This is a genomic window from Rhodococcoides corynebacterioides NBRC 14404 (assembly GCF_001894765.1).
Taxonomy (GTDB): Bacteria; Actinomycetota; Actinomycetes; order Mycobacteriales; family Mycobacteriaceae; genus Rhodococcoides; species Rhodococcoides corynebacterioides.
Genome location: NZ_BCWV01000005.1, coordinates 74,397 through 99,600, shown reverse-complemented (window position 1 = coordinate 99,600; position 25,204 = coordinate 74,397). Strand labels below are relative to the sequence as shown.

The 25,204-nt window shown below is 70.5% G+C and carries 25 protein-coding genes; 2 read left to right on the top strand and 23 right to left on the bottom strand.

Translation table 11 applies throughout. The features are described from left to right. Window positions 1-38 precede the first annotated feature (38 nt). The 3 genes from RC2_RS12990 to RC2_RS12980 form a co-directional block, all read right to left on the bottom strand. Window positions 39-665, bottom strand: a complete 627-nt coding sequence (locus RC2_RS12990) for a hypothetical protein (protein WP_068150422.1) — start codon at window positions 663-665, stop codon at window positions 39-41. 5 nt (window positions 666-670) lie between these two features. Beyond that, entirely contained in the window at window positions 671-1,951 is a 1,281-nt protein-coding gene (gene hisS, locus RC2_RS12985; RefSeq protein WP_068150419.1) for a histidine--tRNA ligase, read from the bottom strand. A gap of 124 nt (window positions 1,952-2,075) precedes the next feature. Continuing rightward, window positions 2,076-2,747 carry an MBL fold metallo-hydrolase gene (locus RC2_RS12980; protein WP_068150416.1) on the bottom strand — a complete coding sequence of 224 codons (672 nt, stop codon included), beginning with the start codon at window positions 2,745-2,747 and terminating at the stop codon, window positions 2,076-2,078. A gap of 133 nt (window positions 2,748-2,880) precedes the next feature. Here RC2_RS12980 and RC2_RS12975 point away from each other — a divergent pair, with 133 nt between their 5' ends. Then, window positions 2,881-3,747, top strand: a complete 867-nt coding sequence (locus RC2_RS12975; RefSeq protein WP_068150413.1) for a peptidylprolyl isomerase — start codon at window positions 2,881-2,883, stop codon at window positions 3,745-3,747. A gap of 7 nt (window positions 3,748-3,754) precedes the next feature. Here RC2_RS12975 and RC2_RS19300 read toward each other — a convergent pair whose 3' ends face one another. The 13 genes from RC2_RS19300 to RC2_RS12915 form a co-directional block, all read right to left on the bottom strand. Then, entirely contained in the window at window positions 3,755-3,877 is a 123-nt protein-coding gene (locus RC2_RS19300) for a hypothetical protein (protein ID WP_261767550.1), read from the bottom strand. Then, window positions 3,874-6,288: a RelA/SpoT family protein gene (locus RC2_RS12970; RefSeq protein WP_245811109.1), complete on the bottom strand. Its 2,415-nt coding sequence runs from the start codon at window positions 6,286-6,288 to the stop codon at window positions 3,874-3,876. The genes RC2_RS19300 and RC2_RS12970 overlap by 4 nt, the downstream gene beginning before the upstream one ends. Window positions 6,289-6,333: 45 nt before the next feature. Beyond that, window positions 6,334-6,876, bottom strand: coding sequence for an adenine phosphoribosyltransferase (locus RC2_RS12965; RefSeq protein WP_068150410.1), 543 nt, complete (start codon window positions 6,874-6,876; stop codon window positions 6,334-6,336). After that, window positions 6,873-8,564, bottom strand: a complete 1,692-nt coding sequence (locus RC2_RS12960) for an ABC transporter substrate-binding protein (RefSeq protein WP_072681494.1) — start codon at window positions 8,562-8,564, stop codon at window positions 6,873-6,875. Before RC2_RS12960 ends, RC2_RS12965 begins: the two co-directional genes overlap by 4 nt. Window position 8,565: 1 nt before the next feature. Beyond that, window positions 8,566-9,813, bottom strand: coding sequence for a protein translocase subunit SecF (secF, locus tag RC2_RS12955; protein ID WP_072681492.1), 1,248 nt, complete (start codon window positions 9,811-9,813; stop codon window positions 8,566-8,568). Window positions 9,814-9,816: 3 nt separating this feature from the next. Next, window positions 9,817-11,586 (bottom strand): protein translocase subunit SecD, encoded by a 1,770-nt coding sequence (secD, locus tag RC2_RS12950; protein ID WP_072681490.1) that lies wholly within the window; start codon window positions 11,584-11,586, stop codon window positions 9,817-9,819. Between the two features lie 167 nt (window positions 11,587-11,753). Further along, window positions 11,754-12,146 (bottom strand): preprotein translocase subunit YajC, encoded by a 393-nt coding sequence (gene yajC, locus RC2_RS18450; RefSeq protein WP_082895733.1) that lies wholly within the window; start codon window positions 12,144-12,146, stop codon window positions 11,754-11,756. A gap of 106 nt (window positions 12,147-12,252) precedes the next feature. Next, window positions 12,253-13,338: a Holliday junction branch migration DNA helicase RuvB gene (gene ruvB / locus RC2_RS12940; protein WP_068152516.1), complete on the bottom strand. Its 1,086-nt coding sequence runs from the start codon at window positions 13,336-13,338 to the stop codon at window positions 12,253-12,255. Continuing rightward, window positions 13,335-13,934: a Holliday junction branch migration protein RuvA gene (ruvA, locus tag RC2_RS12935; RefSeq protein WP_068152515.1), complete on the bottom strand. Its 600-nt coding sequence runs from the start codon at window positions 13,932-13,934 to the stop codon at window positions 13,335-13,337. Before ruvA ends, ruvB begins: the two co-directional genes overlap by 4 nt. Continuing rightward, on the bottom strand, window positions 13,935-14,531 hold the full coding sequence (gene ruvC, locus RC2_RS12930) for a crossover junction endodeoxyribonuclease RuvC (protein ID WP_068152512.1): 597 nt from the start codon (window positions 14,529-14,531) through the stop codon (window positions 13,935-13,937). A 114-nt stretch (window positions 14,532-14,645) separates the two neighbouring features. Further along, on the bottom strand, window positions 14,646-15,401 hold the full coding sequence (locus RC2_RS12925) for a YebC/PmpR family DNA-binding transcriptional regulator (RefSeq protein WP_068152510.1): 756 nt from the start codon (window positions 15,399-15,401) through the stop codon (window positions 14,646-14,648). A gap of 41 nt (window positions 15,402-15,442) precedes the next feature. Beyond that, complete coding sequence (gene pdxT, locus RC2_RS12920; protein ID WP_068152507.1) at window positions 15,443-16,108, bottom strand: pyridoxal 5'-phosphate synthase glutaminase subunit PdxT; 666 nt, start codon at window positions 16,106-16,108, stop codon at window positions 15,443-15,445. Further along, complete coding sequence (locus RC2_RS12915; RefSeq protein ID WP_068152504.1) at window positions 16,105-16,956, bottom strand: acyl-CoA thioesterase; 852 nt, start codon at window positions 16,954-16,956, stop codon at window positions 16,105-16,107. Before RC2_RS12915 ends, pdxT begins: the two co-directional genes overlap by 4 nt. Before the next feature lie 148 nt (window positions 16,957-17,104). On the opposite strand from RC2_RS12915, the gene RC2_RS12910 reads away from it, so the two are divergent. After that, window positions 17,105-17,716, top strand: coding sequence for a nucleoside/nucleotide kinase family protein (locus RC2_RS12910; protein WP_068152501.1), 612 nt, complete (start codon window positions 17,105-17,107; stop codon window positions 17,714-17,716). A 15-nt stretch (window positions 17,717-17,731) separates the two neighbouring features. On the opposite strand, the gene pdxS is transcribed toward RC2_RS12910, so the two are convergent. From pdxS to thrS, 7 genes are all read right to left on the bottom strand, one after another. Continuing rightward, window positions 17,732-18,667: a pyridoxal 5'-phosphate synthase lyase subunit PdxS gene (gene pdxS, locus RC2_RS12905; RefSeq protein WP_072681488.1), complete on the bottom strand. Its 936-nt coding sequence runs from the start codon at window positions 18,665-18,667 to the stop codon at window positions 17,732-17,734. A 115-nt stretch (window positions 18,668-18,782) separates the two neighbouring features. Next, complete coding sequence (locus RC2_RS12900; protein WP_068152498.1) at window positions 18,783-19,796, bottom strand: NUDIX hydrolase; 1,014 nt, start codon at window positions 19,794-19,796, stop codon at window positions 18,783-18,785. Continuing rightward, complete coding sequence (locus tag RC2_RS12895; protein ID WP_068152496.1) at window positions 19,793-20,917, bottom strand: glycosyltransferase family 4 protein; 1,125 nt, start codon at window positions 20,915-20,917, stop codon at window positions 19,793-19,795. The genes RC2_RS12900 and RC2_RS12895 overlap by 4 nt, the downstream gene beginning before the upstream one ends. Then, a complete protein-coding gene (locus tag RC2_RS12890; protein WP_068152493.1) occupies window positions 20,914-21,825 on the bottom strand; it encodes a phosphatidylinositol mannoside acyltransferase in 912 nt (303 codons plus the stop codon). The genes RC2_RS12895 and RC2_RS12890 overlap by 4 nt, the downstream gene beginning before the upstream one ends. Further along, window positions 21,822-22,502 (bottom strand): phosphatidylinositol phosphate synthase, encoded by a 681-nt coding sequence (gene pgsA / locus RC2_RS12885; RefSeq protein WP_068152490.1) that lies wholly within the window; start codon window positions 22,500-22,502, stop codon window positions 21,822-21,824. Before pgsA ends, RC2_RS12890 begins: the two co-directional genes overlap by 4 nt. A 4-nt stretch (window positions 22,503-22,506) precedes the next feature. After that, complete coding sequence (locus RC2_RS12880; RefSeq protein WP_068152487.1) at window positions 22,507-23,055, bottom strand: ATP adenylyltransferase; 549 nt, start codon at window positions 23,053-23,055, stop codon at window positions 22,507-22,509. Then, complete coding sequence (gene thrS, locus RC2_RS12875; protein WP_068152484.1) at window positions 23,052-25,121, bottom strand: threonine--tRNA ligase; 2,070 nt, start codon at window positions 25,119-25,121, stop codon at window positions 23,052-23,054. The genes RC2_RS12880 and thrS overlap by 4 nt, the downstream gene beginning before the upstream one ends. Window positions 25,122-25,204 lie beyond the last annotated feature (83 nt).

Here is a 25,204-nt window from a genome sequence, read left to right as displayed (position 1 = left end):
AGCTACCCGGCCACGTAGGCAGGGTCGGTCGCGGTGGGTCAGTCGACGAGACGAGCGACCTCGGCGTCGGTGAGGGTTCCGAGCGGGGTACGGCCGGCCCGCTCGATGACACCGACGGCGCGATGCAACGGCCGCTCGGCGGCTCCGGCGTCGCGGGCCTCGGCGCGCAGTTGCGTGATCAGCACCGACGCCATCGCGACCGCGGGGGCCGTCGAGGACCGCGCCAACGCGTCGGCGATCGCGCGGAGGGCCACCGGCCCCAGTTCGCGTCCGCTGTCGCCGGTGTAGAGCGCGAGGGGCACCGTCACCGTGGTGCCGTCGTCGCCCACCCGCAGCACCACCTGACTGACCCGAGCGACCCGGACCACCAGTTCCACGGTCGTCGCGTCGGTGACGTTCACCCGCCGGGTGCGCAGCGCCCCACGCCGGGAGACCACGCCGTGGTCGATCCACAGCCGTCGACGGCCACCGGAGATCACCGCCCACACCGCCGATGCGACGAGGGCGAGCGCCAGCGCGAGACCGACCTCCGGGGTCAGCAGGATCGCCGCGACGAGCCCGAGCACGAGCCCGAATCCCGCGAAGATGCCGGCGGCGACCCGCAGACGCGGCAGGATCAACTCGGGCGGCACCAGGTCGAGGGCGACCGCGCTCCGGTCCGGCACGGCGCTCAGGCGCCTCGGCCGAGCAGGGCCGTCACGCGGGCGACGACGTCCGTGGTCGGAACGGCCTCCTGCTCCCCGGTGGCGAGGTTCTTCACTCCGACCTCGTCGGCCTCGATGTCGCGGTCGCCGAGGACGAGCGCGACCCGTGCGCCGGACCGGTCGGCACCCTTCATCGCGCTCTTCATTCCGCGGTCGCCGTAGGCCAGATCGACCGACACTCCGGTCGCGCGGAGTCGCTGCGCGAGCACGGCCAGGCGCACCTTCGCCTCGCTGCCGAGCGGCACGCCGTAGACCTCGCACCGGGCGGTGTCCACCGGCGTGACGCCCTCCGCCGCGAGGGCGAGCACCGTGCGGTCGACGCCGAGGCCGAACCCGATGCCGGACAGCGGTTGCCCGCCCAGTTGGGCCATGAGCCCGTCGTAGCGGCCGCCGCCGCCGATGCCCGACTGCGCACCGAGGCCGTCGTGCACGAATTCGAAGGTGGTCTTGGTGTAGTAGTCGAGCCCGCGCACCATGCGCGGGTTCCGCGTGTACGGGACACCCATCGCGTCGAGGTGGGCGAGCACGGTGTCGAAGTGCTCGCGCGCGGAGTCCGACAGGTGGTCGACCATGAGCGGTGCATCGGCGGTCATCTCGCGCACGTGCGGACGCTTGTCGTCGAGCACCCGCAGCGGATTGATCTCCGCCCGCCGACGGGTCTCCTCGTCCAACGGCAGGTCGAACAGGAACTGCTGCAACAGCTCTCGGTACTGCGGCCGGCAGGTGTCGTCGCCCAGCGAGGTGACCTCGAGCCGGAACCCGGTGAGTCCGAGGCTCCGGAACCCCGCGTCCGCCACGGCGATGACCTCGGCGTCGAGCGCCGGGTCGTCGACACCGATCGCCTCCACCCCGACCTGTTGCAGCTGGCGGTACCGGCCGGCCTGAGGCCGTTCGTAGCGGAAGAACGGGCCCGAGTAGGCGACCTTCACCGGCAGGGCCCCGCGGTCGAGGCCGTGCTCGATGACCGCGCGCATGACCCCCGCGGTCCCCTCCGGCCGGAGAGTGACGCTGCGATCACCCTTGTCGGCGAAGGTGTACATCTCCTTGCTGACCACATCGGTCGACTCGCCGACGCCGCGTGCGAACAGGGCGGTGTCCTCGAACACCGGCAACTCGACGTGCCCGTAGCCGGCGGCCCGTGCCGCGGCGGTGAGGCCGTCGCGCACGGCCACGAAGGTGGCCGAGTCCGGGGGGAGGTAGTCCGGTACGCCTTTCGGGGCGGCAAAGGTCCGGTCGTTCTTGCTCATCGGTGTCCTCGTGTCGGTGCGGTGTGCCGGGGGCGCGTCGGTGCGGTGCGCCGGGGGCGCGTCGGTGCGGTGCGCCGGGGGCGCGTCGGTGCGGTGCGCCGGGGGCGCGGAGAACGGTTCACGCTCACGCGTGCTCGGTCCGCAATCCGATCAGGAACGGGTTCCCCGCGCGCTCGGCGCCGATGCTGGTCGCCTCGCCGTGCCCGGGCAGAACGGCGACGTCGTCGGCCAGCGGCAGGAGCCGGTCCGCGATGGACCGCAGCAACTGTCCGTGATCACCGCCTGGGAGATCGGTGCGGCCGATGGAGCCGGCGAAGAGCGTGTCGCCCGAGAACACGAGGCGCTGAGAGCCGGCGTCGACCCCGAAGACCACCGATCCCTGCGTATGACCCGGGGTGTGCGTGACGGACACCGCGATACCCGCCGCCTCGACGTCGCGGCCGTGCTCGAGCTCGTGCACCACGGTCGGCTCGGTGAACTGCACACCCGCGATCAGCGGCGACAGAGTCGGCCCGATCCCCGCGGCCGGGTCGGTGAGCAGGTGCCGGTCCCCCGGATGCACGTACAGCGGAGCGTCGTAGCGCTCGCAGATCGGCGTGGCATCCCACATGTGGTCCAGGTGCCCGTGCGTCAACAGCACCGCCGCCGGGGTCAACGCGGACTCGGCGAGAAAATCGATCAGCGGACCCGCCGCGTCCTGACCGGGATCGACGACGAGGCAGTCGCTCGACCCGTCGAGGGCCACGACGTAGCAGTTGGTCTGGAAGAGACCGGCGGGGAATCCGGTGACGCGCACGAGCAGGACTCCTGATGTCGGCGACGGAGGTCGTTCCACTCTAGGCTCAGCACCGCCTCGGGCTCTTCTCAGGTGGGTTTGGCAGACTCTTGCTGCCCCGACCGTTCCCCAGACGAGAGTAGGACCGCGCCTCGTGCCGACCAACGAACAGCGTCGTGAAGCCGCCAAGCGCAAGCTCGACCGCCAGCTGGCCAATCGCGCCGCCCGCGCCCGCCGCCGCAAGCAGACCACGATCGCCGGGATCGCCGTGGCGGCGGTCGTCGTCCTCGGTGGCATCGCCGTCGCGGTGGGGGTGACGCGCGGCGGAGACGACGCCACCACGCAGGCCGCCGAGACCTCGTCCGCCCCGACGCCCGAGGGCCAGCTGCCCGCCGGTCGGTCCACCCCGCTGGCGGAGACCGTGAGCTGCGCGTATCCGACAGCAGGCCAGGCCGCGAAGCCCAACACCCCGCCGCAGACGGAGAACGTTCCCACGACGGACGAGAACGTCAGCGTCAGCATGGAGACCACGCAGGGCAACATCGGGCTGTCGCTGAACGCCACCGAGTCCCCCTGCACGGTGAACAGCTTCGCCTCGCTCGCGGGGCAGCAGTACTTCGACGGGACCACCTGCCACCGACTCACCACCGCGGACAGCCTGAAGGTGCTGCAGTGCGGTGACCCCACGGGCACCGGCACCGGTGGTCCCGGCTACCAGTACGCCAACGAGTTCCCCACCGATCAGTACGGCGACGATCCCGCCGGCCTGCAGTCGCCCGTGCTCTACCCGCGCGGCACGATCGCCATGGCCAACGCCGGCGCCGACACCAACGGCAGCCAGTTCTTCCTGGTCTACGGAGACTCCCAGTTGCCGCCGAACTACACCGTCTTCGGCACCATCGACGAGACGGGGCTCGCGACGCTGGACAAGGTCGCGGCGGCCGGTGTCGAGGGCGGCGGCCAGGACGGCCCGCCCGCGGCCGCCACGACGCTGAACACCGTGCAACTCGACCTGGTCTGAGGCCGAGCTACCCCGCCGTCAGCACCAGCGGACCCACCACGGCTCGATCGCCGGCGTCGTCCCGGCCGCAGCACCATGCCGCGGCGGGGTCGGCCGGCGCGACCGAGAACCTGGCTTGCTGGTCGGTCACGCCGCCGACGTCAGTCGGTAGACGTCGTAGACGCCCTCGACGTTGCGGACGACGTTGAGCACGTGCCCCAGATGCTTGGGGTCGCCCATCTCGAACGTGAACTTCGAGATCGCCACCCGATCACCGGAGGTGGTGACCGACGCCGAGAGAATGTTGACCTTCTCGTCCGCCAGGGCCTTGGTGACGTCGGACAGCAAGCGATGCCGATCGAGCGCCTCGATCTGAATGGCGACCAGGAACACCGAGGACGGCGACGGCGCCCACTCCACCTCGATGAGCCGTTCGGACTGCTGCTGCAGCGAGGTGGCGTTGGTGCAGTCCGTGCGGTGGACGCTGACGGAACCGCCGCGCGTGACGAACCCCAGAATGTCGTCGCCCGGGACCGGCGTGCAGCACTTGGCGAGCTTGGCCACCACACCGTCCGCCCCGGCCACCAGGACGCCCGCGTCGCCGACGCGGCGTGGCCGGGTGGGGATGGTCGACGGCGTCGACCGCTCGGCCAGTTCCTCCTCGACGTCGCCGACGCCGCCGAGATGCGCCACCAACCGCTGCACGACGTGCTGTGCGGAGACGTGGTTCTCCCCCACCGCGGTGTAGAGCGCGGAGACGTCGACGTACCGGAGCTCGTGCGCGATGGCCGACATGGATTCGCCGTTCATCAAGCGCTGCAACGGAAGTCCGCCGCGTCGCACTTCCTTTGCGATGGCATCCTTGCCGGCGTCGAGGGCTTCCTCACGCCGTTCCTTGGCGAACCACTGGCGGATCTTCGTCTTCGCCCGCGGAGACGCGACGAACGTCTGCCAGTCCCGGCTCGGACCCGCCGTGGGTGCCTTCGAGGTGAAGACCTCCACGACTTCGCCGTTCTCGAGCCGCCGCTCGAGCGCAACCAGCCGACCGTTGACCCGGGCCCCGATGCAGCGGTGTCCGACCTCGGTGTGGACGGCGTACGCGAAGTCCACCGGACACGAGCCGGCCGGCAGAGTGACCACGTCGCCCTTGGGGGTGAAGACGAAGATCTCCTTCACCGCCAGGTCGTAGCGCAACGACTCCAGGAACTCCCCCGGGTCGGCCGCCTCACGTTGCCAGTCGAGCAGCTGACGCATCCACGCCATGTCGTCGACCTCGGCGGCGTCGCCGGAGTGCTTGCCGCGGGTCTCCTTGTACCGCCAGTGGGCCGCGATGCCGAACTCCGCCGTGCGGTGCATGTCCCGCGTGCGGATCTGCACCTCGAGGGGCTTGCCCTCCGGACCCACCACGGTGGTGTGCAGCGACTGGTAGACGCCGTAGCGCGGCTGCGCGATGTAGTCCTTGAACCGTCCGGCCATCGGCTGCCACAACGAGTGCACGACGCCGACGGCCGCGTAACAGTCGCGGATCTCGTCGCAGAGGACGCGGACGCCGACCAGGTCGTGGATGTCGTCGAAGTCGCGGCCCTTGACGATCATCTTCTGGTAGATCGACCAGTAGTGCTTGGGGCGACCCTCGACGACGGCGCCGATGCGCGACGCCGCGAGCGTGCTGTTGATCTCGGCCCGCACCTTCGCCAGGTAGGTGTCGCGCGAGGGGGCGCGGTCGGCGACGAGCCGCACGATCTCGTCGTACTTCTTGGGGTGCAGGATCGCGAACGCGAGGTCCTCGAGCTCCCACTTGACGGTCGCCATGCCGAGGCGGTGGGCCAGTGGCGCGATGACCTCGAGCGTCTCCTTGGCCTTGCGCGCCTGCTTCTCCGGCGGGAGGAAACGCATGGTCCGCATGTTGTGCAACCGGTCGGCGACCTTGATGACCAGCACTCTCGGGTCACGAGCCATCGCGATGATCATCTTGCGGATGGTCTCGCCCTCGGCCGCGGTGCCCAGAGCCACCTTGTCGAGCTTGGTGACGCCGTCGACGAGGTGGGCGACCTCGTCGCCGAACTCGGCGCGCAGTTGGTCGAGGGAGTAGCCCGTGTCCTCGACGGTGTCGTGCAGGAGTGCCGCCACCAGGGTCGTGGTGTCCATCCCCAGTTCCGCGAGGATGTTGGCGACGGCCAGCGGGTGCGTGATGTACGGGTCCCCGGACTTGCGCATCTGCGAGGCGTGACGTTCCTCGGCCACGTCGTAGGCGCGCTGGAGCAGTCCGAGGTCCGCCTTCGGGTACAGCGTGCGGTGCGTCCCGGCCAGCGGCTCGAGGACGGTCTTGACCGCCGTGCTGCGCTGCGCGGTGATACGACGGGCGAGCCGGGCGCGGACTCGCCGCGAGGCGGACGACGGCGCCTGCGGGGTCGGCGCCTGCGGCGCCGGTGCCTGCGAGGTCTCGGCCGGTGTCGCAGCGGGTGCGTCGGCGTCCACGCGGTCCTGCTCCGTCGCGACGGGCGTGTCCGGGACAGCCTCGGGCTCGGCGTCCGTCGGCGTTTGTCCGATGTAGCGCGTCATCTCGAGCACCTCCCGCAGTTCCGGCCCGCTCAGCCTAGACGGAACTCACTGGACGGAGCCCAGTGCGGTGAGCGGTCCGTGGTTCCAACGCGTCCGGCCGCCCAGAGCTTCCACCTCGAGAACCACGGCCGCGCCCACCACCTCGGCGCCGCACCGGGTGAGCAGTTCCGCTGCTGCTTCCAGTGTTCCACCGGTGGCGAGCACGTCGTCGACGACGAGCACACGACGCCCGGCCAGGGCGATGCCGTCGGCCGAGATCTCGAGTTCGGCGGTGCCGTACTCGAGCGCATACGACTGCCGATGGACGGGCGGTGGCAGCTTGCCCGCCTTCCGGACGGCGATCACCCCCGTGTCCAGCGCCAGCGCCACCCCGGCTCCCAGGAGGAAACCGCGTGCGTCGATCCCGGCGACCACGTCGGCGTCGCGACCGGCTTCCGCCAGCGCGTCGATGACGAGGCGCAATCCCTCCGCGTCCGCGAACACCGGGGTGAGATCGGCGAACCGGACGCCGGGCGTCGGGAAGTCGTCGGCCCACCGGGTGAGACGTTCCACCGCGAGACCGGCGGGCGAGACGGCAGCGTCACTCATCGGACGAAGACCCACTTGTCCATGTTCCATCCTGCTCCGGCGACGCTCGGATTGGCGTCGACCCCACGCATGCCGGACGCCGTCGCGGTGACGACGGGCACGTTCCACAACGGCAACGTCGGCAGGTCGTCCCAGAGGATCCGCTCGACGTCCGTTCCGGCCGACAGCGCCGTGGCGTCCGAGCCGTCCACGGCGAGACGAGTCACCAGCTCGTCGACGCGCCCGTTCGCGTATCCGCCGAGGTTCACGTTCTGACCGCCGAGCAGTGCAGTCCGGGCGGACCCGGGCGTCGCGGTGCCGGTCGGGCCGAACCCGCCGGCAGTGCCGGCGAGCAGCACGTCGACCTCCCCGGCGCGCAGGGCGAGCGGCGAGAGGGTGTCCGAGGAGGCATCGACGACGTCGATCCCCAGCGGTCCGCACGCGGCCGCGATGTCGGCGACGATCGCGGCCCGACGCGCGTCGGGTCCGCGGTAGCCGATGCGCACCGTGGGCTCGGTGAGCCCGGCCTGTGCGAGACCGGCGGTCACGGCGGCGACGTCGGTGGTGCGGTAGCGGTCGGCCGCCACCGAGGCGACGCTGCGGTACGGCAGCGTGCCGGGCAGCATGACCCGGCTGTCGACGACTCCGGATCCGCGGCCGGTCTCGGCCTCGTAGCCGGGGTGTCCGTGGGCGTCGAACAACGCCGTGCGGGGAACGCACGACGCGACGGCGCGGCGAGCGGCCGGGTCGACGAAGACCCCGGACGTCGCGAAGATCAACTGTTCGACGCCGAAGCTCGGCTGGGCGGCCGCGGCGAACCCGTCGGGCACCGCAGCGCCGCCGAGCAGGTCCGCGACCTCGACGTCCCCGGTGCTCGCCTTCGCGGCCAGATCGATCCCGGACGGCCAGACCACGACCCGGTCGGTCTGGGGCGGCACGCCCCACCACGCGTCGTTGGGCACGAGGACCAGGCCGTCGTCCGCGGAGAACGATTCGACGCGGAACGGACCGGACGCAGCGAAGACTGCCGGGTCGACCGCGCCGGTGGGCAGGGTCCATCCGCTGTTCCATGCCTCGGCGAGGCGACCGACGGCGTCGGGGTCGCCGCCCGCGAGGGTCGAGGTGACGTCCGGAACACCCGCGGTCCGGGCGGCGACGTGCGCCGGGAGGATGGTGCCGGGGCCGAACAGGGATTCGCGGTCGACGAGAGGTCGGTCGGCGCGGAAGGTGACCGTGGCCTCCTTCTGCGAGGGCACGCAGTCGATGCGTTCGATGTCGGTGTACCCGGCGGTCTCGGCAGCGTCGAACGCGGTAGCCGACGTCTCGGTGTTCCCGCGCCGCGCGGCCCAGGCGAGCACGAGGTCGTCACACGTCATGGGGACCCCGTCGGACCAGACGGCGGCCGGGGCGAACGCGTAGGTCAGGACCTGTTGCTGACCCGGCACCTCGGTGACGGTGCCGATGTCGGTGTCCGCGACCGCCGTTCCCCCGGGCCCGACCATGGTGAAACCCGGGAGGACGCGGGAGAAGGCCTGCCGCGCCGCGGAGTACGCGCCCTCGGTGGTGCCTGCGTTGTAGGTGGTGATCGGCCCGTTCACGGCGTAGCCGATGGACGGGACGCGATCCTTCTCGGTGCTGCAGGCCGCCGCGGACACCGCGACGAGGACCGTGGCGGCGCCGGCGACCAGGCGTGTCGTTCCGCGCGTCATGTCAGCGCCTCTTCTTGGCCCGCTTGCCCGTCGGCCTCGCGCCCGCGCGAGGCCCATCGGCGCCGCTCCGCGCGCCCGCGCGAGGCCCATCGGCGCCGCTCCTCGCGCCCGCGCGCGGCCCGGCCGCGGATTCCGGCCGGTCCTTCGTGACCGACACGGCACCCGAGGGGGCGGCGTCGCCCGACGAGGCTGCGCGGCGCTCGGCCGCCTCGGCTCGCTTCGCGTGCACCTTGCGGGTGTGGGCGGCGACCGGTCCCCACCGTTCCTTGAGCGAGACCACCAGCGGCGTCGCGAAGAAGATCGACGAGTACGCGCCCACGATGATGCCGACCAGCTGCACCAGCGCGAGATCCTTGAGAGTGCCCACGCCGAGAAGCCAGACGGCGATCACCATGAGAGCGAGGACCGGCAGCACGCTGATCACGGTGGTGTTGATCGAGCGCATGAGGGTCTGATTGACGGCGAGGTTGGCCTGTTCTGCGTAGGTGCGCCGGTTCAGATGCAGGATGCCGCGGGTGTTCTCCTCGACCTTGTCGAACACCACGACGGAGTCGTAGAGCGAGAAGCCGAGAATGGTGAGCAGGCCGATGACCGTGGCCGGTGTCACCTCGAAACCCACGAGGGAGTAGACGCCGGCGGTCACCAGGATGTCGAAGAAGAGCGCCGTGATGCCGGCGATCGCCATGTCGCGTTCGTACCGGATCGCGATGTAGATGCTCACCAGCACCAGGAAGACCGCGAGTGCGATCAGTGCTTTCTCGGTGATCTGCGAGCCCCACGTCTCGCTGACGTCGGTGAACGTCACGGCGTCCGGCGTGGCCTCGCCCGCAGAGTTCTGCGGCGCGAAGGCGTCGAAGAGTGCGGTCTGGAGGGATGAGGCCTGCCCGGCGTCGAGTGTCTCGGAACGGATCTGGATGGTGGCTCCGGCGCCGGACCCCACCGTCTGCACGGCCACGGGATCCGCCCCGAGGGTGTCGGTGTAGATCTGCTCGACCTGGGAGGTCTCGACCCCGTCGGCCGCGGGGAACTGCACGCGGGTGCCGCCCTCGAAGTCGATGCCGAGGGTGAAGCCGCGGACGAGAATCGAGAGCAGCGAGACCGCGACGATGACGCCGGTGACGATGTACCAGAGCCGGCGACGACCGATGATGTCGAACGCTCCGGTGCCGGTGTACAGCCGGGAGAGCAGGCCGCGTCCCTGCTCGGCGGGCTCGGGCGCGGTGTCGGTGAGGGTGGTGGTGTCGGCCATGGTTCAGGCCTCCTTCTCGGCGCCGGCGACGGCGGCGGTCTTGGCGGCGGCGGCACGCTTGCGGGCGCGGGCGATCTCCTGCACGGCGCCCAACCCGTTGATCGAGGGCCGGGACCAGAACTCGGACCGGGACGCGAGGTTGACCAGCGGCCACGTCACCAGCACCACGATGACGATGTCGAGCAGCGTGGACAGTCCGAGCGTGAAGGCGAAGCCCCGCACTTGTCCGACGGCGAGGACGTAGAGCACGGCGGCGGCGATGAAGCTGACCGCGTTGCCGGAGAGGATGGTGCGCCGGGCGCGGGCCCACCCTCGCGGCACGGCGGACCGGAAGCTGCGTCCTTCGCGGATCTCGTCCTTGATGCGTTCGAAGAAGACGACGAACGAGTCCGCCGTCATGCCGATACCGATGATGAGGCCGGCGATGCCCGCGAGGTCGAGCGTGAAGTCGATCCATCGGCCGAGCAGCACCAGGATCCCGTAGATCGCGGCCATGGACAGCACCAGCGACAGCGCGGTCAGGATGCCGAGCATGCGGTAGTAGAGAAGGCAGTACAGCAGGACCAACACCAGGCCGACCGCGCCCGCGACGAGCCCGGCTTCGAGCGAGGCGAGGCCGAGGGTGGCGGACACCGTCTCCGCCTCGGACGCGGCGAAGGACAGCGGCAGCGAGCCGTACTTGAGGGTGTTCGCGAGTTCCCGCGCGCTGTCGGCGGTGAAGTTTCCGGTGATCTGGGTGGCGCTGCCCGACGGCGTCGCGCCCTGGATCACCGGCGCGCTGACGACCTTGGAGTCGAGGGTGAACGCGGCCTGCTGGCCGATGTTGGCCGCCGTGAACTGTGCCCAGGTGTCGCCACCGGCGGTGTCGAAGCTGAGGGAGACCACGTTGCGGGACTGTTGCGTGTCGAACTGGGAGGACGCGTCGGCGATCTGCTGGCCGTCGATGATCGAGGGGCCGAGGACGTACACGGCGGTGCCGTCGGTCGAGCACGCCACGAGCGGGAGAGCGGGATCGTCGTTGCCCTGCAGGGGATCCGGCGCCGAGCAGTCGATGGTCGCCGCGGCCTGCTGCTGGACGGTCGGGTCCTCGCTCTGACGCAGGGCCTTGGCCTCGGCGATCGCATCAGCGGTCTCGTCGGGGGTCGCTTCCGTGGGTGCGGTGCCCGGTTCGGAGCCGGCGTCCTGCTCGCTCGGCTCCTCGGTCGGCGCCGTCTCCGTCGGGGCGGTGTCGGTCGGCTCGGCCGGATCGGTCGGGTCCTGCGCGGGGAACGGACGGTTCTGCGGGGCGGGATCGACCGGCGCAGCAGGATCGACCGGCGCAGCAGGATCGACCGGCGCAGCAGGATCGACCGGCGCAGCGGGATCCGTGGCCGCGGGTGTGCCGGGCGGCGTCGGGGACGTCGCCTGGATGACGGGCCGGATGTACAGGCGGGCCGTCTGTCCCAGCGTCCGCGCCTGCGACGAGTCGTCACCGGGCACCGTGATGACCAGGTTCTGGCCGTCGATGACCACCTCGGAGCCGGACACACCGAGACCGTTGACGCGCGTCTCGATGATCTGCTGCGCCTGACGCAGGCTGTCCTGGCTCGGCGCGCTGCCGTCCGGGGTCCGAGCGGTCAGCGTGACGCGGGTACCGCCCTGCAGATCGATCCCCAGCTTGGGAGTGGGCGACTTGTCACCGGTGAGGAACACCAGGCCGTAAACCAGTGCGACCAACGCCCCGAACAGGGCGAGATACCGCACCGGATACGACGATCCGCTGGACGATGCCACGATTGCTGCTTCTCCTCGGACGTTCGGTCGGGATGGTCGGTCGGGTCGTTCGGGTCGATCGGCACACGGACGTCGGTCCGAAGCCCGATCGACCGTACCCTCTCGCGGACACGCCACCGCCCCCGAGGACGTCCTCGGGGGCGGTGGGTGGTGTCGGTGGGGGCCGCTCAGTCCTTGGTCAGGCGAGGCGCCGCGGCGTCCGTGTCCGCGGTGCGACCGTTCTCCAGCGCGTCGACGCGGGCGCCGGCGTCGACCGTCTCGTCGTAGTCGGTGGCGGTGGTCTCGTCGAGCTCGTCGGTCTCGTCCTGATCGGCGACGACCTCGCGCACGACGACGCGCGACCAGGTGGTGATGATGCCGGGGGCGATCTCCAGATCGACGGTGTCCTCGGTCAGGTCGTCGACCAGGCCGTGCAGACCGGCGGTGGTGATCACGCGGTCACCGACGCTCAGCGACTGCTGCAGCTCGGAGACCTTCGCCATCTCCTTCTTCTGTCGGCGGATACCCATGAACATGGGCACCAGGAGCGCAAGAATGAGAAGGGGAAACAGCAGTTCCATCGGAAACGTCAATCCTCGTGATCGGGGGTGAATGGTGGCGGGTTCGACCGGGTAACGGCTGCCCACCGCGTGTCCAGTGTGCCACGCCGATGCCCGTTTCGGGCGATCAGGACTCGTCGAACAGGGTCCGTTGGGGCTCGTTGACGCGCACGGCGATACCGCCGACGGCCAGGTCGGGCGGGGGTACCAGGCCCAGCCGTTCCCAGGCCGCCGCCGTGGCCACCCGTCCCCGCGGGGTCCGCGCGATCATGCCGGCGCGCACCAGGTAGGGCTCACACACCTCCTCGACGGTGGCGGGTTCCTCCCCCACCGCCACGGCGAGCGTCGACACGCCCACCGGTCCGCCGCCGAAGCTGCGCACCAGTGCGCCGAGCACCGCGCGGTCCAGCCGGTCCAGTCCGAGTTCGTCCACGTCGTAGACGTCGAGCGCCGCGCGCGCCACGGCCAGGGTGACCCGCCCGTCGGCTCGCACCTCCGCGTAGTCGCGCACCCGGCGCAGTAGCCGGTTCGCGATACGCGGCGTCCCGCGGGAGCGGCCCGCGATCTCGGCGGCTGCATCGACGTCGATGCGCACCCCCAGAATTCCGGCCGACCTCGTGAGGATGCGCTGCAGCTCCTGCGGGTCGTAGAAGTCCATGTGCGCCGTGAAGCCGAAACGGTCGCGCAACGGTCCGGTCAGCGCGCCCGATCGTGTGGTCGCGCCGACGAGGGTGAACGGCGCGACGTCGAGTGGAATGGACGTCGCGCCCGGTCCCTTCCCGACGACGACGTCCACGCGGAAGTCCTCCATGGCGAGATAGAGCATCTCCTCGGCGGGCCGCGCGATGCGGTGGATCTCGTCGATGAACAGGACGTCGCCCTCGACCAGGTTGCTGAGCATCGCCGCGAGATCGCCCGCCCGCTCGAGCGCCGGGCCGGACGTCAATCGCAGGGCACTGCCCAGTTCCGCGGCGATGATCATCGCCATCGACGTCTTGCCCAGGCCCGGCGGACCGGACAGCAGGATGTGATCGGGTGTGCCGCCGCGCTGGGTCGCGCCCTGGAGCACCAGGTGCAGCTGCTCGCGCACTCGCGGTTGTCCGATGAAGTCGTCGAGCGATTTCGGCCGCAGGCTCGCGTCGAGGTCGCCGTCGTCGGGCCGGACCTCGGCGGTGACGGGAGAGGGATCCTCCGGCCGGTCCTCGTCCGTCATCGCGACCGTCCGAGCGTCGACAGCGCGGACCGCAGAGCGACGGAGGTGGTGGAGTCGGGCGAGTCCGCGAGCACCGCGTCGACGGCGCTCTCGGCCTGCTTGACCGGAAAGCCGAGGCCGACGAGCGCCTCGACGACCTGATCTCGCACCGCGCCCGTCCCGGCGGGGCCGACGGCGGTGGTCGGTGCCGCGACGACGCCGTCGATCTTGTCGCGCAGTTCGACCACCATCCGTTCGGCGCCGCGCTTGCCGATGCCCGGCACCCGCGTCAACGCAGCGGTGTTCCCGTCGGCGAGAGCGATGCGCAGTGCGTCGGGCTCCAGCACGGCCAGCACCGCCATGGCGAGTCGTGGCCCGACCCCCGACACGGTCTGCAACAGCCCGAACAGGTCACGGGACGTGCCGTCGGTGAAGCCGTACAGGGTCATCGAGTCCTCGCGGACGATCATCGAGGTCACCAGCGTGGCCTCGGACCCGCGTGTGAGGGACGCGAGGGTGGCCGGCGTGACGTTGACGCGGTAGCCGAGTCCGCCCGCCTCCACGACGACGTGGTCGAGGGCGATGTCCAACACGGTGCCGCGAACGGAGGAGATCATCTAACGCGTCGCTCCCGGGGTGATGGTGCGCGCCCGGTGCGCGGCACGTTGCTGGGCCAGCTTCTTCTCGTACGACGCCTTGGCGGCGGCGGCCTGCTTCTCCGCCGCGGCCATGCGCGCCAGCATCGGGGCCCGCCAGCAGTGGCAGATGGCGAGGGCGAGCGCGTCGGCGGCGTCGGCCGGTCGCGGCGCTCGCTGCATCCCCAGGATCCGGGTCACCATGGCGGTCACCTGCGCCTTGTCGGCCGATCCGTTGCCCGTCACCGCGGCCTTGACCTCGCTCGGGGTGTGGAACGCGACCGGGATGCCCCGCCGGGCCGCGGCGAGTGCGATGACACCGCCCGCCTGCGCGGTGCCCATCGCGGTCCGCACGTTGTTCTGGGAGAACACCCGCTCGACGGCGACGACGGTCGGTCGATGGGTGTCCAGCCAGTACTCCGCCGACTCCGCGATCAGCAGCAGCCGCTCGGCGAGGTCGAGGTCGGCCGGCGTGCGGACGACGTCGACGTCGAGAGCGGTCACGGCGCGCCCCGCCCCACCCTCGACGAGGCTCAGGCCGCACCGGGTCAGGCCCGGATCGACACCCATCACACGCAACCGGACCGCACTCCTTCTGCCGGGACGACCACGAGCCGGGCGCCTACGAACTGTTGTTCGATACTGTAACGCCCGGGGCGGGAGTGACCGGCGAGCGACACGGCGCGGTCGGACTCAGTCGGAGTCGAGCTCCGCCATGACCTCGTCGCTGATGTCGACGTTGGAGTAGACGTTCTGCACGTCGTCGCTGTCCTCGAGCGCGTCGATCAGCTTGAACACCTTCCGCGCACCGTCGGCGTCGACCGGCACGCTGACGGACGGCTGGAAGCTCGCCTCGGCGGAGTCGTAGTCGATGCCCGCCTCCTGCAGCGCGGACCGGACGGCGACCAGGTCGGTCGGCTCGGAGACGACCTCGAAGGTGTCGCCGTTGTCCTTGACCTCCTCGGCGCCCGCGTCGAGGACGGCCATGAGGATGTCGTCCTCGCTCTGACCGTTCTTCTCGAGCGTCACCACGCCCTTGCGCGAGAACAGGTACGCCACGGATCCGGGATCGGCCATGTTGCCGCCGTTGCGCGTCATCGCGACGCGCACCTCGCCGGCGGCGCGGTTGCGGTTGTCGGTGAGGCACTCGATGAGCACCGCCACGCCGTTGGGCCCGTAACCCTCGTACATGATGGTCTGCCAGTCGGCGCCGCCCGCCTCTTCACCGGCACCGCGTTTGCGCGCGCGCTCGATGTTGTCGTTCGGCACCGAGGTCTTCTTCGCCTTCTGGATGGCGTCGTAGAGCGTCGGGTTGCCGGACGGGTCACCACCGCCGGTCCGTGCGGCGACCTCGATGTTCTTGATCAGCTTGGCGAAGGACTTGCCACGACGGGCGTCGATGACGGCCTTCTTGTGCTTGGTCGTAGCCCATTTGGAGTGGCCGCTCATCGGCAAATGCCCCTTTCGTACCGGCGGAGAACGGACCCAGCTTACGCGGACAGCGGGGGCCGACCGTCCGCCCGCGTCGTGCCGTCGGCCGACTCCGGGCGCTGCACCGCGGTCCGCACCATGTCGACGAACATCGCGTGGATGCGTCGATCACCGGTCACCTCGGGATGGAACGACGTCGCGAGCACCGAGTTCTGGCGTACCGCGACCACGCGGCCCGCCGCCGGACCCGCGGGAACGGTGGCGAGGACCTCGACACCCGGACCGACGCGCTCCACCCAGGGCGCCCGGATGAAGACTGCATGCACGGGCGGTCCGGACAGTCCGGTCACGTCGAGATCGGCCTCGAAGGAGTCCACCTGACGGCCGAAGGCATTGCGCCGCACGGTCACGTTCAACCCGTCGAGGTGCACGGCGTCCGGACGCGTGTCGAGGATCTCGGACGCGAGCAGGATCATCCCGGCACAGGAACCGTAGGTCGGCAGGCCGCCGGCGACGGCCGCCCGCAGCGGTTCCAGCAGATCGAACGTGCGCAGCAACAACCCCATCGTGGTGGATTCACCGCCGGGGATCACCACGCCGTCCACCGCCGCGAGCTCGGCGGGGCGCCGAACCGGCACCGCCCGCGCACCCGACGCGGTGAGCGCCGCCAGATGCTCGCGCACGTCGCCCTGCAGCGCGAGGACACCGACGACGGGATCGGTCACCGACCGGCGTCCAGACCCGGCGTGTGCTCCGCGGTGCGGTCGAAGCGCATCAGGCCCTCCTGGGTGACGGCGGCGACCATGCGGCCCTCCCGGTCGTAGATCCGCCCCTGGGTGAGCGCACGACCGAGTCCCGCCGACGGCGAGGTCTGGTCGTAGAGCAGCCACTCGTCGGCACGGAACGGGCGCAGGAACCACAGAGCGTGGTCGAGCGACGCCGTCTGCGTGGCGACGTCCTCGTGCGGAACCTTCGCCGAGCCGAGCAGCGTCATGTCGGACATGTACGCAAGGGCGCAGACGTGGAACACCTGATCGTCCGGCAGCGGATCGCGGTAGCGAATCCAGACCTGTTGCTGCGCGGCCAGACTCGCGGTCCGCGAGAGCTTCTCCGACGGCACCAGGCGGACGTCCCACCGGCTCCACTCGCGGAAGAAGAGCTTGCGGGCGGACGACTCGTCGTCGGCGAGATCGGGCAGTTCCTCCGGCCCGACCACCGTGGGCATCCGGTCCTGATGCTCGATGCCCTCGTCCTCGACGTGGAACGACGCGGACATGGTGAAGATCGCCTTGCCGTCCTGGATGCCGGTGACTCGGCGCGTGGCGAACGAGCGGCCGTCACGGATGCGGTCGACGGTGAACACCGTCGGCTCGTTCGGGTTGCCCGGACGCAGGAAGTACCCGTGGAGCGAGTGCACCCGGAAGGCGGCGTCGACCGTCTTGACCGCCGACACCAGAGCCTGACCCGCCACCTGACCGCCGAAGGTCCGCTGAAGTTCGCTGGGGATGGAACTGCCCCGGTAGATGTCGTTCTCGATGCGCTCGAGTTCGAGGATCTCTTCGATGCCGGCCATGGCTGCCTTTCTGACGATCGGACCGGCCGGGCCCTGGACCCGACCGACGCACCGCGACAGTGTCCCAGAGCGCTTGCCGCGGCAGTGTCCCAAGAGCGCTTGTCGCGACAGTGTCCCAGAGCCGCCGTCCCGGGGAACAATCGAGGCGATGCCGACCTACTCCCCCATCACCCTCGACGGCGTCGCCGAGACCGTGACCGACCGACTCCGATCGCTCGCAGGTCGTCGGGTGGTGCTGATCGACGGAGCCGACGCGGCCCGCCCGGTCGACCTCGCCGCTCGGGTGTCCGAGAGACTGCACACCGAGGGCCGCGCCGCCGACGTCGTCGATCTCGGCGGGTGGGTCCGGCCGGCCTCGCTCCGTCTCGAATACGGCCACACCGACGAGATGTCCTATCGCACGGCCTGGTTCGACTACGACGGCCTGGCCCGCGAGGTGGTCGGGGCGCTCCGCGACCGCGGTCGGTGGCTGCCCGCGATCTGGGACGCGGAGTCCGACCGCTCGGCGCGGCTCCGGGTGGTCGACGCCGGACCGGATCAGGTCCTGATCGTCGCCGGCCCGATGCTGCTCGGCCGAGGCCTGCACGCCGATCTCACCGTGGCGCTCACCCTGTCACCGGCGGCCCTGCGCCGCCTCACCCCCGAGGAGGACCACTGGACCGTCGACGCGCTGGTGACCCACGCCGATCGGCACGACGACACGCCGGACGTCGAGGTGAAGGTCGATCACCCCGATCGCCCGGCGTTGCGTGAGTCCTGACGCGCGTCGCGCGGGTCACCAGCCGCGTTCGGCCAACCGGTGCGGCTGCGGGATGTCGTCGACGTTGATGCCGACCATCGCCTCGCCCAGCCCGCGGGAGACGTCGGCGATGACGTCGGGATCGTCGTGGAAGGTGGTGGCCTTGACGATCGCCGCCGCCCGCTGTTCGGGATTGCCGGACTTGAAGATGCCCGAGCCGACGAACACGCCCTCCGCGCCCAGCTGCATCATCATCGCCGCGTCCGCGGGGGTGGCGATGCCGCCGGCGGTGAACAGCGTCACCGGGAGCTTGCCCGCACGGGCCACCTCGACGACGAGGTCGTACGGCGCCTGCAGCTCCTTGGCCGCCACGTAGAGCTCGTCCTCGGGCAGCGAGGTCAGGTGCCGGATCTGATCGCGCAGCGTGCGCATGTGCGTGGTCGCGTTGGAGACGTCGCCGGTGCCGGCCTCACCCTTGGAGCGGATCATCGCCGCGCCCTCGGTGATGCGGCGCAGGGCCTCGCCGAGGTTGGTGGCGCCGCACACGAACGGCACGGTGAAGCGCCACTTGTCGATGTGGTGGGCGTAGTCCGCAGGAGTCAGCACCTCGGACTCGTCGACGTAGTCGACGCCGAGGCTCTGCAGGACCTGCGCCTCGACGAAGTGGCCGATGCGGGCCTTCGCCATGACGGGGATCGACACGGCGGCCTTGATGCCGTCGATCATGTCCGGGTCGCTCATGCGTGAGACGCCGCCCTGCGCGCGGATGTCGGCGGGGACGCGCTCGAGGGCCATGACGGCGACGGCGCCGGCCTGCTCGGCGATCTTCGCCTGATCGGCGGTCACGACGTCCATGATGACGCCGCCCTTGAGCATTTCCGCCATGCCGCGCTTCACACGGGCCGTGCCGGTCTCCGGGGTGTCGGCCCGGTGGGTCGATCCGTTGCGCTCGGGGGCTGCTGCGGTGGTCACGAACGAACTCCTTGTCACGTCGACGCGGCACGCGAGTGCCGGGAACACTACCGACAGTAGGACCGACTGGACCCCTTCGCAGTAACCAGTCGCCGTCGGCTGGCCTGCTCGCCGCTCAGGCGATGGCGCGCACGTCGGGATCGGTTCGCATCGCGAGCACCGTGTCCGCCTCGTCGAGCAGCTCGGCCATCGCGCGGGGATACACCGCTTCGCCCGACGCCGCGACGCGACGGATGTCGTCCGCCGTGCACCACCGATGATCGACGACCACTCGACGTTCGAGGTCGGTGAAACCGGTCGAGACCGGCTCGAACGCCTCGGCTCGGAGGGCGAAGAACAATTCCTCGGACTTGATGACCCGGCCGTCGAAGGTGAACGTCGCCGTCCGGCGCCACATCGGTCCGCGCAGATCGTCGGCCGACGCCTGCAGGCCCGTTTCCTCGCGCAGTTCCCGGACGGCGGCGTCGCGGAGCGTCTCGCCGACCTCGACCTCGCCTCCGATCGTGAACCAGAAGTGGACCTCGGGCACCCGGGGGTCGTGGCCGCGAAGCAGCAGGACGCGCCCCCGATCGTCCATCAGGACCACCCGCGCCGACGTGCGCGTCCGCGCCGCGGCCACCGGCGCCGTGGTCGTGTCGCGCTCGGTGATCTCGAAGTACGTCGGCATCGGAGCCGTGCCCCCCAGCTTCAGCCATCGCACGGGCCGGCGGGAACGCAGCGCGAGCGTGTCCCGCACCGCGTCGTTGTGGAAGCGGCGGGCGATCTGCACCCGGGCCTCGGCGTCGGCCAGCTCCGACACCAGTTGCGGGGGAAGCCGCGTGAGGTCGATGCGACCGATGGCCACCGACACCGCGTTCTCGGCGCTCTCCCGGTCGGCGCGGTCCGCGCGTTCGGCCCGATCGGCCAGCGAGGTCAACGTCCGGGCGGGTGTGTCCGGCCCGTCCAGGGTGGCGGCCACCGCGCGCGTCACGACGGAGCGCCGCGCCAACGCCGCCTCGAGGGACTGCCACGCGCGGTCGTACCGCACGTGCAGACGGTCCAGTCGGTGCGCGGTCGAGTACGACCACAGTGCCGCGAACACCAGGAGAACGGCGAGCAGCAGTCCGATCGCCACGAGCGTCGTGGTCATTCGGCCACCCCCACGACCCGGCCGGGGACGGCGACGGCCTCGTAGACGCGCACGATCTGCTCGGCGACCACCGGCCAGTCGTAGTTCACGACGACGCGCGAGGCCTCCGCGACGAGCGCCGTCCGGCGTGCGTCGTCGTCGAGCAGGGAGTTCACCTCGTCGGCGAGGGCGTCGGCGTTGCCCACCGGGAACAACGCCCCGGCCGTACCGCCGCGCAACACGCGACGGAACGCGTCGAGGTCGGACGCGACGACGGGGGCGCCGGCCGCCATCGCCTCCACCAGCACGATGCCGAAGCTCTCACCGCCGGTGTTCGGGGCGCAGTAGACGTCCGCCGAGCGCAACGCCGACGCCTTCTCCGCATCGGTGGTCTGGCCGAGGAATCGGAAGTGCCGGGCCAGTGGGCCGGCCTCCTGACGGAGCTTCTGCTCGTCGCCTCGTCCGACCACGAGCACCTCGACGTCGGGGTGCGCGGCGACGATCCGGCCGAGCGCGCCGAGCAGGGTCGCCATGCCCTTGCGCGGTTCGTCGTACCGACCGATGAACAGAACGGTCCGCCCTTCTCGCGGATAGTCCGGGAGCACCGGCGCTTCGCGGAACGCCGGAACGTGGACACCGTTGGGGATCTCGACGGCGTCGGTACCCAGCGCCTCGACCTGCCAGCGGCGCGCGAGTTCGCTCACGGCGACCCGGCCGGCGATCTTCTCGTGGTACGGCCGGAGCACACCCTGGAACGTGCTGAGCAACAACGACTTCGTGGTGGACGCATGGAAGGTCGCCACGATGGGACCGTCCGCGATCTTGAGCGAGAGCATCGACAGGCTGGGTGCATTGGGCTCGTGGATGTGGAGGACGTCGAACTCCCCCTTGTCGATCCACGACTTGATCCGGCCGTAGGTGACCGGGCCGAACGCCAGCCGCGCCACCGACCCGTTGTACGGGAAGCTCAGAGCCTTGCCGGTGGAGACCACGAAATCCGGCAGCTCGGTGTCGTCGCTCGCGGGGGCGAGCACGCTGACCTTGTGTCCGCGCTGGATCAGGACCTCGGCGAGCTCCGCGACGTGCGCCTGAACTCCGCCGGGAACGTCGAAGGAATACGGGCAGACGATGCCGATCTTCACGGCGCGTCCCCCGTCATCCGGGCCCGACGGGCCTCGGAGAGGTCGTCCCACCACAGCGGCTGCAGCATGTGCCAGTCCTCGGGGTGCGCTGCGATGTTGGCCGCGAAGCGATCGGCCAGCTGCTGCGTCGCGTCCTCGACTCCACCCGACACGTCGAGGGGAGGCTCGACCGAGAAACCCCACCCGGACTCGGTGAACCAGCAGTGCACCGGGAGCAGCGCCGCACCGGTGTCGACGGCCAACCGCGCCGGTCCCGCGGGCATGCGCGTGGGCTCCCCGAAGAACGTGACCGGCACCCCGTGCCGCGCGAGGTCCCGCTCCCCCAGCAGGCACACGACGCGGCCCGCCTCGAGTCGATCGCGCAACTGCTCGAACGGGGGCCGCTCACCACCGCTGAGCGGAAAGATCTCGAACCCGAGCGACTCGCGGTATTCCACGAATCGCCGGTAGAGGGACTCGGGCCGCAACCGTTCGGCGACGGTGGTGAACTGCCCGTGGGTCTGTGTGAGCCATACCCCGGCCATGTCCCAGTTCCCGCTGTGCGGGAGGGCCAGGACGGCGCCGCGTCCCGCGGCGAGAGCGGCCTCGAGGTGCTCCTTGCCGCTCACCGAGGCATCGATGCTGCGCGCCTGCGCGGCGAGATCCATCGACGGCAGCCGGAACGCCTCACGCCAGTACCGGGCATAGGACCGCACCGACGCCCGGACCAGCTCGTCCGGAACGTCCGCCGGCGTCGTCCCCAGCACCCGAGCCAGGTTGCGCCGCAACTGCTCCGGGCCACCACCGCGACGCGCGGCCAGGTCCGCGCCGGCGTCGAACAGCCTGCGAGCCACACCCTCCGGCAACGCCCTGACCACCCGCCAGCCGGCGACGTAACCCGCGGCGCCGAGCTGCTCGCCGAGGCTCACGAGGACTGGCCCGGTTCGATCCGGTTCCGGTCGGGCTGGATGGGGATGATGTCACGCGCCCCCGCGGAATTGCGCACGGCCAGCACTCGCTGGAAGACGGTGACGATGCTGGCGGCGGCCAGGAAGTACGTCGCCACGGGGAGAGCGAACTGCAGCCAGTCCCACGACGCCAGTTGACCGATACCGGTCAGGCCCGAGCCGACCAGCACGATGACCAGTCGATCGGATCGCTCGATCCACCCGCCGTCGGCGGACAGGCCACTGGCCTCGGCGCGCGCCTTCGCGTAGGAGATGACCTGCGAGGTCACCAGGCAGACCAGCATCGCGGCGAGCAGTGGTCGATCGTTCTGGTGGAAGATCGCCCACCAGGACAACCCGGCGAAGATGGCGCCGTCGGCCACTCGGTCGCACGTGGCGTCGAGGACCGCCCCGTACTTGCTGCCACCGCCGCGCGCCCTGGCCATCGCGCCGTCGAGCATGTCGAACATCACGAAGAGCCAGATGACCAGCGTCCCGATGAACAGGTGGTCGCTCGGGAACAGCGTGACGGCCGCGACCACGCTGACGACGGTGCCGATGATGGTCACCGAGTCGGGGGTCAGGCCGGTGCTGTTCAGGGCTCGGCCGAGCGGCGCGGTGACCTTGCTGGCCGACGCCCGCCCGAAGATGCTCAGCACGTGGTCAGTCCTTCCACGCGTCGGCGAGGAGCGCTCGAGTGTCCCGCAACAACTGCGGCATCACCTTCGCGCCACCGATCACGGTGATGAAGTTGGCGTCGCCGCCCCACCGGGGCACGACGTGCTGGTGCAGGTGTTCGGCCAGCGAACCCCCGGCGGGTGCACCGAGATTGAGCCCGACGTTGAATCCGTGCGGCCGCGAGACCTTCTTGATGGTGCGAATCGCGTGCTGCGTGAAGCGCATCAGCTCGATGCTCTCCGCGTCGGTCAGATCCTCCAACGCCGCGACCTTGCGGTACGGCACCACCATGAGATGGCCGGGGTTGTACGGGTAGAGGTTGAGCACCGCGTAGACCTGGTCACCGCGCGCGACCACCAGCCCGTCCTCGTCGGCGAGCGTCGGGATGTGGGTGAACGGTTCCGTCACGGCCTTGTCGTCACCACTGCCCGGTGCCGTCGCGATGTACGACATCCGGTGCGGCGACCACAGCCGTTGCAGGCGGTCCTCGTCGCCGACTCCGTGGTCGACGATCGTGTCGTCGGGCCCGCTCACGCCGACTCCGTCGCGGGAACCAGGTCCGACAGCAGTGCCGCCGTGGGAGATTCGTTGCGTCGCTCCGCGACCCACGCGCTCACGGCCGCGACGGCCGTGTCCACCGGGACGCCGTTGACCTGAGTGCCGTCGCGGAATCGGAAGGACACCGCGCCGGCCTCGACGTCGCGCTCCCCGGCCAGGAGCATGAACGGCACCTTCTGCGTGGTGTGCGTGCGGATCTTCTTCTGCATCCGGTCGTCACCCGCGTCGACCTCGGCGCGCACGCCCGCGGCCTTCAACGCGCCGACGACGGTGAACAGGTGATCCTGGTGCGCCTCGGCGACGGGGATGCCGACCACCTGCACGGGGGCGAGCCACGCCGGGAACGCACCCGCGTAGTGCTCGGTGAGCACACCGAAGAAGCGCTCGATCGACCCGAAGAGCGCCCGGTGGATCATGACCGGCCGCTGCTTCGTGCCGTCCGGTCCGGTGTACTCGAGCTCGAAGCGCTCGGGCAGGTTGAAGTCGAGCTGGATGGTCGACATCTGCCACGTGCGGCCCAGCGCGTCCTTGGCCTGCACCGAGATCTTCGGGCCGTAGAACGCGGCGCCACCCGGATCCGGAACCAACTGCAGTCCCGATGCTTCGGCGACCTCGGCGAGCGTCGCCGTAGCCTCCTCCCAGACCGCGTCGGACCCCACCGACTTCTCCGGGTTCCGGGTGGAGAGCTCCAGGTAGAAGTCGTCGAGGCCGTAGTCCTTCAGCAGTCCCAGCACGAACTGCAGCGTGCGGGTGAGCTCGTCCCGCATCTGGTCGCGCGTGCAGTAGATGTGCGCGTCGTCCTGCGTCATACCGCGCACGCGGGTGAGGCCGTGGATGACGCCCGACTTCTCGTAGCGGTACACCGACCCGAACTCGAACAGGCGCAACGGAAGTTCGCGGTAGGAGCGCCCGCGCGAGTCGAAGATCAGGTTGTGCATCGGGCAGTTCATCGGCTTGAGGTAGTAGTCCTGGCCGGGCTTGCGCACCTCGCCGTTCTCGTCGAGCTCGGCGTCCAGGTGCATCGCCGGGAACATGCCGTCCTTGTACCAGTCCAGGTGACCGGACACCTCGTACAGCGTGCTCTTGGTGATGTGCGGGGAGTAGACGAACTCGTAGCCCTCGGCCACGTGCCGGCTGCGCGAGTAGTCCTCGAGCTCCTTGCGGACGATGCCGCCCTTGGGGTGGAACACCGGCAGACCGGATCCCAGCTCGTCCGGGAAACTGAACAGGTCCAGCTCCGACCCCAGTCGGCGGTGGTCACGACGCTCCGCCTCGGCGAGCAGCTCGAGGTAGGCGTCGAGCGCCTCCTGCGACTCCCACGCCGTGCCGTACACCCGCTGCAACCCGGCGTTGTCCTGGTTGCCGCGCCAGTAGGCGGCCGAGCTGCGGGTGAGCGTGAACGCCGGGATGTACTTGGTGGTGGGAACGTGCGGGCCGCGGCACAGGTCGCCCCACTCCCGCTCGCCCGTGCGGGGGTTGAGGTTGTCGTACGCGGTGAGCTCTCCCCCGCCGACCTCCATGACCTCGGGGTCGTCCGCCGAGCCCTTGTCGTCGACCAGTTCGAGCTTGTACGGCTCGTCCTGCAGTTCGGCCTTCGCCGCGTCCAGGGACTCGTACACCCGCCGCGAGAACCGCTGACCGCTCTTGACGATCTGCTTCATCTTCTTCTCGAGCTTCGCCAGGTCCTCCGGCGTGAAGGGCTCGGGGACGTCGAAGTCGTAGTAGAAGCCGTTCTCGATGGGCGGGCCGATGCCGAGCTTCGCCTGCGGAAACAGCTCCTGCACCGCCTGGGCCAGCACGTGTGCGGCGGAATGGCGGATGACGCTGCGCCCGTCCTCGGAGTCGGCGCGCACCGGCTCGACGACGGTGTCGGTTTCCGGCGCCCAGGACAGATCCCGCAGGCGCCCCTCGGCGTCTCGGACCACCACGACGGCTCCCGGCCCCTTGTTGGGGAGGTCCGCGTCACGCAACGCCGTCCCGGCGGTCGTCCCGGCCGCCACGCTGATGCGGGGTGCGGGACCAGCGGACTCGGTGATGCTCACGGTGATGTGCTCCTCGACTGACGGACTGGGAGGCGGACGGATGGATCGGTGACAGCGTATCGGCACCGGGCGACACCGGTTCC

What these genes read in the sequence shown, in the direction of transcription:
- ruvA (WP_068152515.1), bottom strand. Translation starts at nt 13,934, where the DNA reads ATGATCTCCTCCGTTCGCGGCACCGTGTTGGACATCGCCCTCGACCAC.
- RC2_RS12960 (WP_072681494.1), bottom strand. Translation starts at nt 8,564, where the DNA reads ATGACGCGCGGAACGACACGCCTGGTCGCCGGCGCCGCCACGGTCCTC.
- RC2_RS12970 (WP_245811109.1), bottom strand. Translation starts at nt 6,288, where the DNA reads ATGACGCGCTACATCGGACAAACGCCGACGGACGCCGAGCCCGAGGCT.
- RC2_RS12925 (WP_068152510.1), bottom strand. Translation starts at nt 15,401, where the DNA reads ATGAGCGGCCACTCCAAATGGGCTACGACCAAGCACAAGAAGGCCGTC.
- yajC (WP_082895733.1), bottom strand. Translation starts at nt 12,146, where the DNA reads ATGGAACTGCTGTTTCCCCTTCTCATTCTTGCGCTCCTGGTGCCCATG.
- secF (WP_072681492.1), bottom strand. Translation starts at nt 9,813, where the DNA reads ATGGCCGACACCACCACCCTCACCGACACCGCGCCCGAGCCCGCCGAG.
- ruvB (WP_068152516.1), bottom strand. Translation starts at nt 13,338, where the DNA reads ATGACGGACGAGGACCGGCCGGAGGATCCCTCTCCCGTCACCGCCGAG.
- RC2_RS12915 (WP_068152504.1), bottom strand. Translation starts at nt 16,956, where the DNA reads ATGGCCGGCATCGAAGAGATCCTCGAACTCGAGCGCATCGAGAACGAC.
- RC2_RS12965 (WP_068150410.1), bottom strand. Translation starts at nt 6,876, where the DNA reads ATGAGTGACGCTGCCGTCTCGCCCGCCGGTCTCGCGGTGGAACGTCTC.
- RC2_RS12910 (WP_068152501.1), top strand. Translation starts at nt 17,105, where the DNA reads ATGCCGACCTACTCCCCCATCACCCTCGACGGCGTCGCCGAGACCGTG.
- RC2_RS12900 (WP_068152498.1), bottom strand. Translation starts at nt 19,796, where the DNA reads ATGACCACGACGCTCGTGGCGATCGGACTGCTGCTCGCCGTTCTCCTG.
- hisS (WP_068150419.1), bottom strand. Translation starts at nt 1,951, where the DNA reads ATGAGCAAGAACGACCGGACCTTTGCCGCCCCGAAAGGCGTACCGGAC.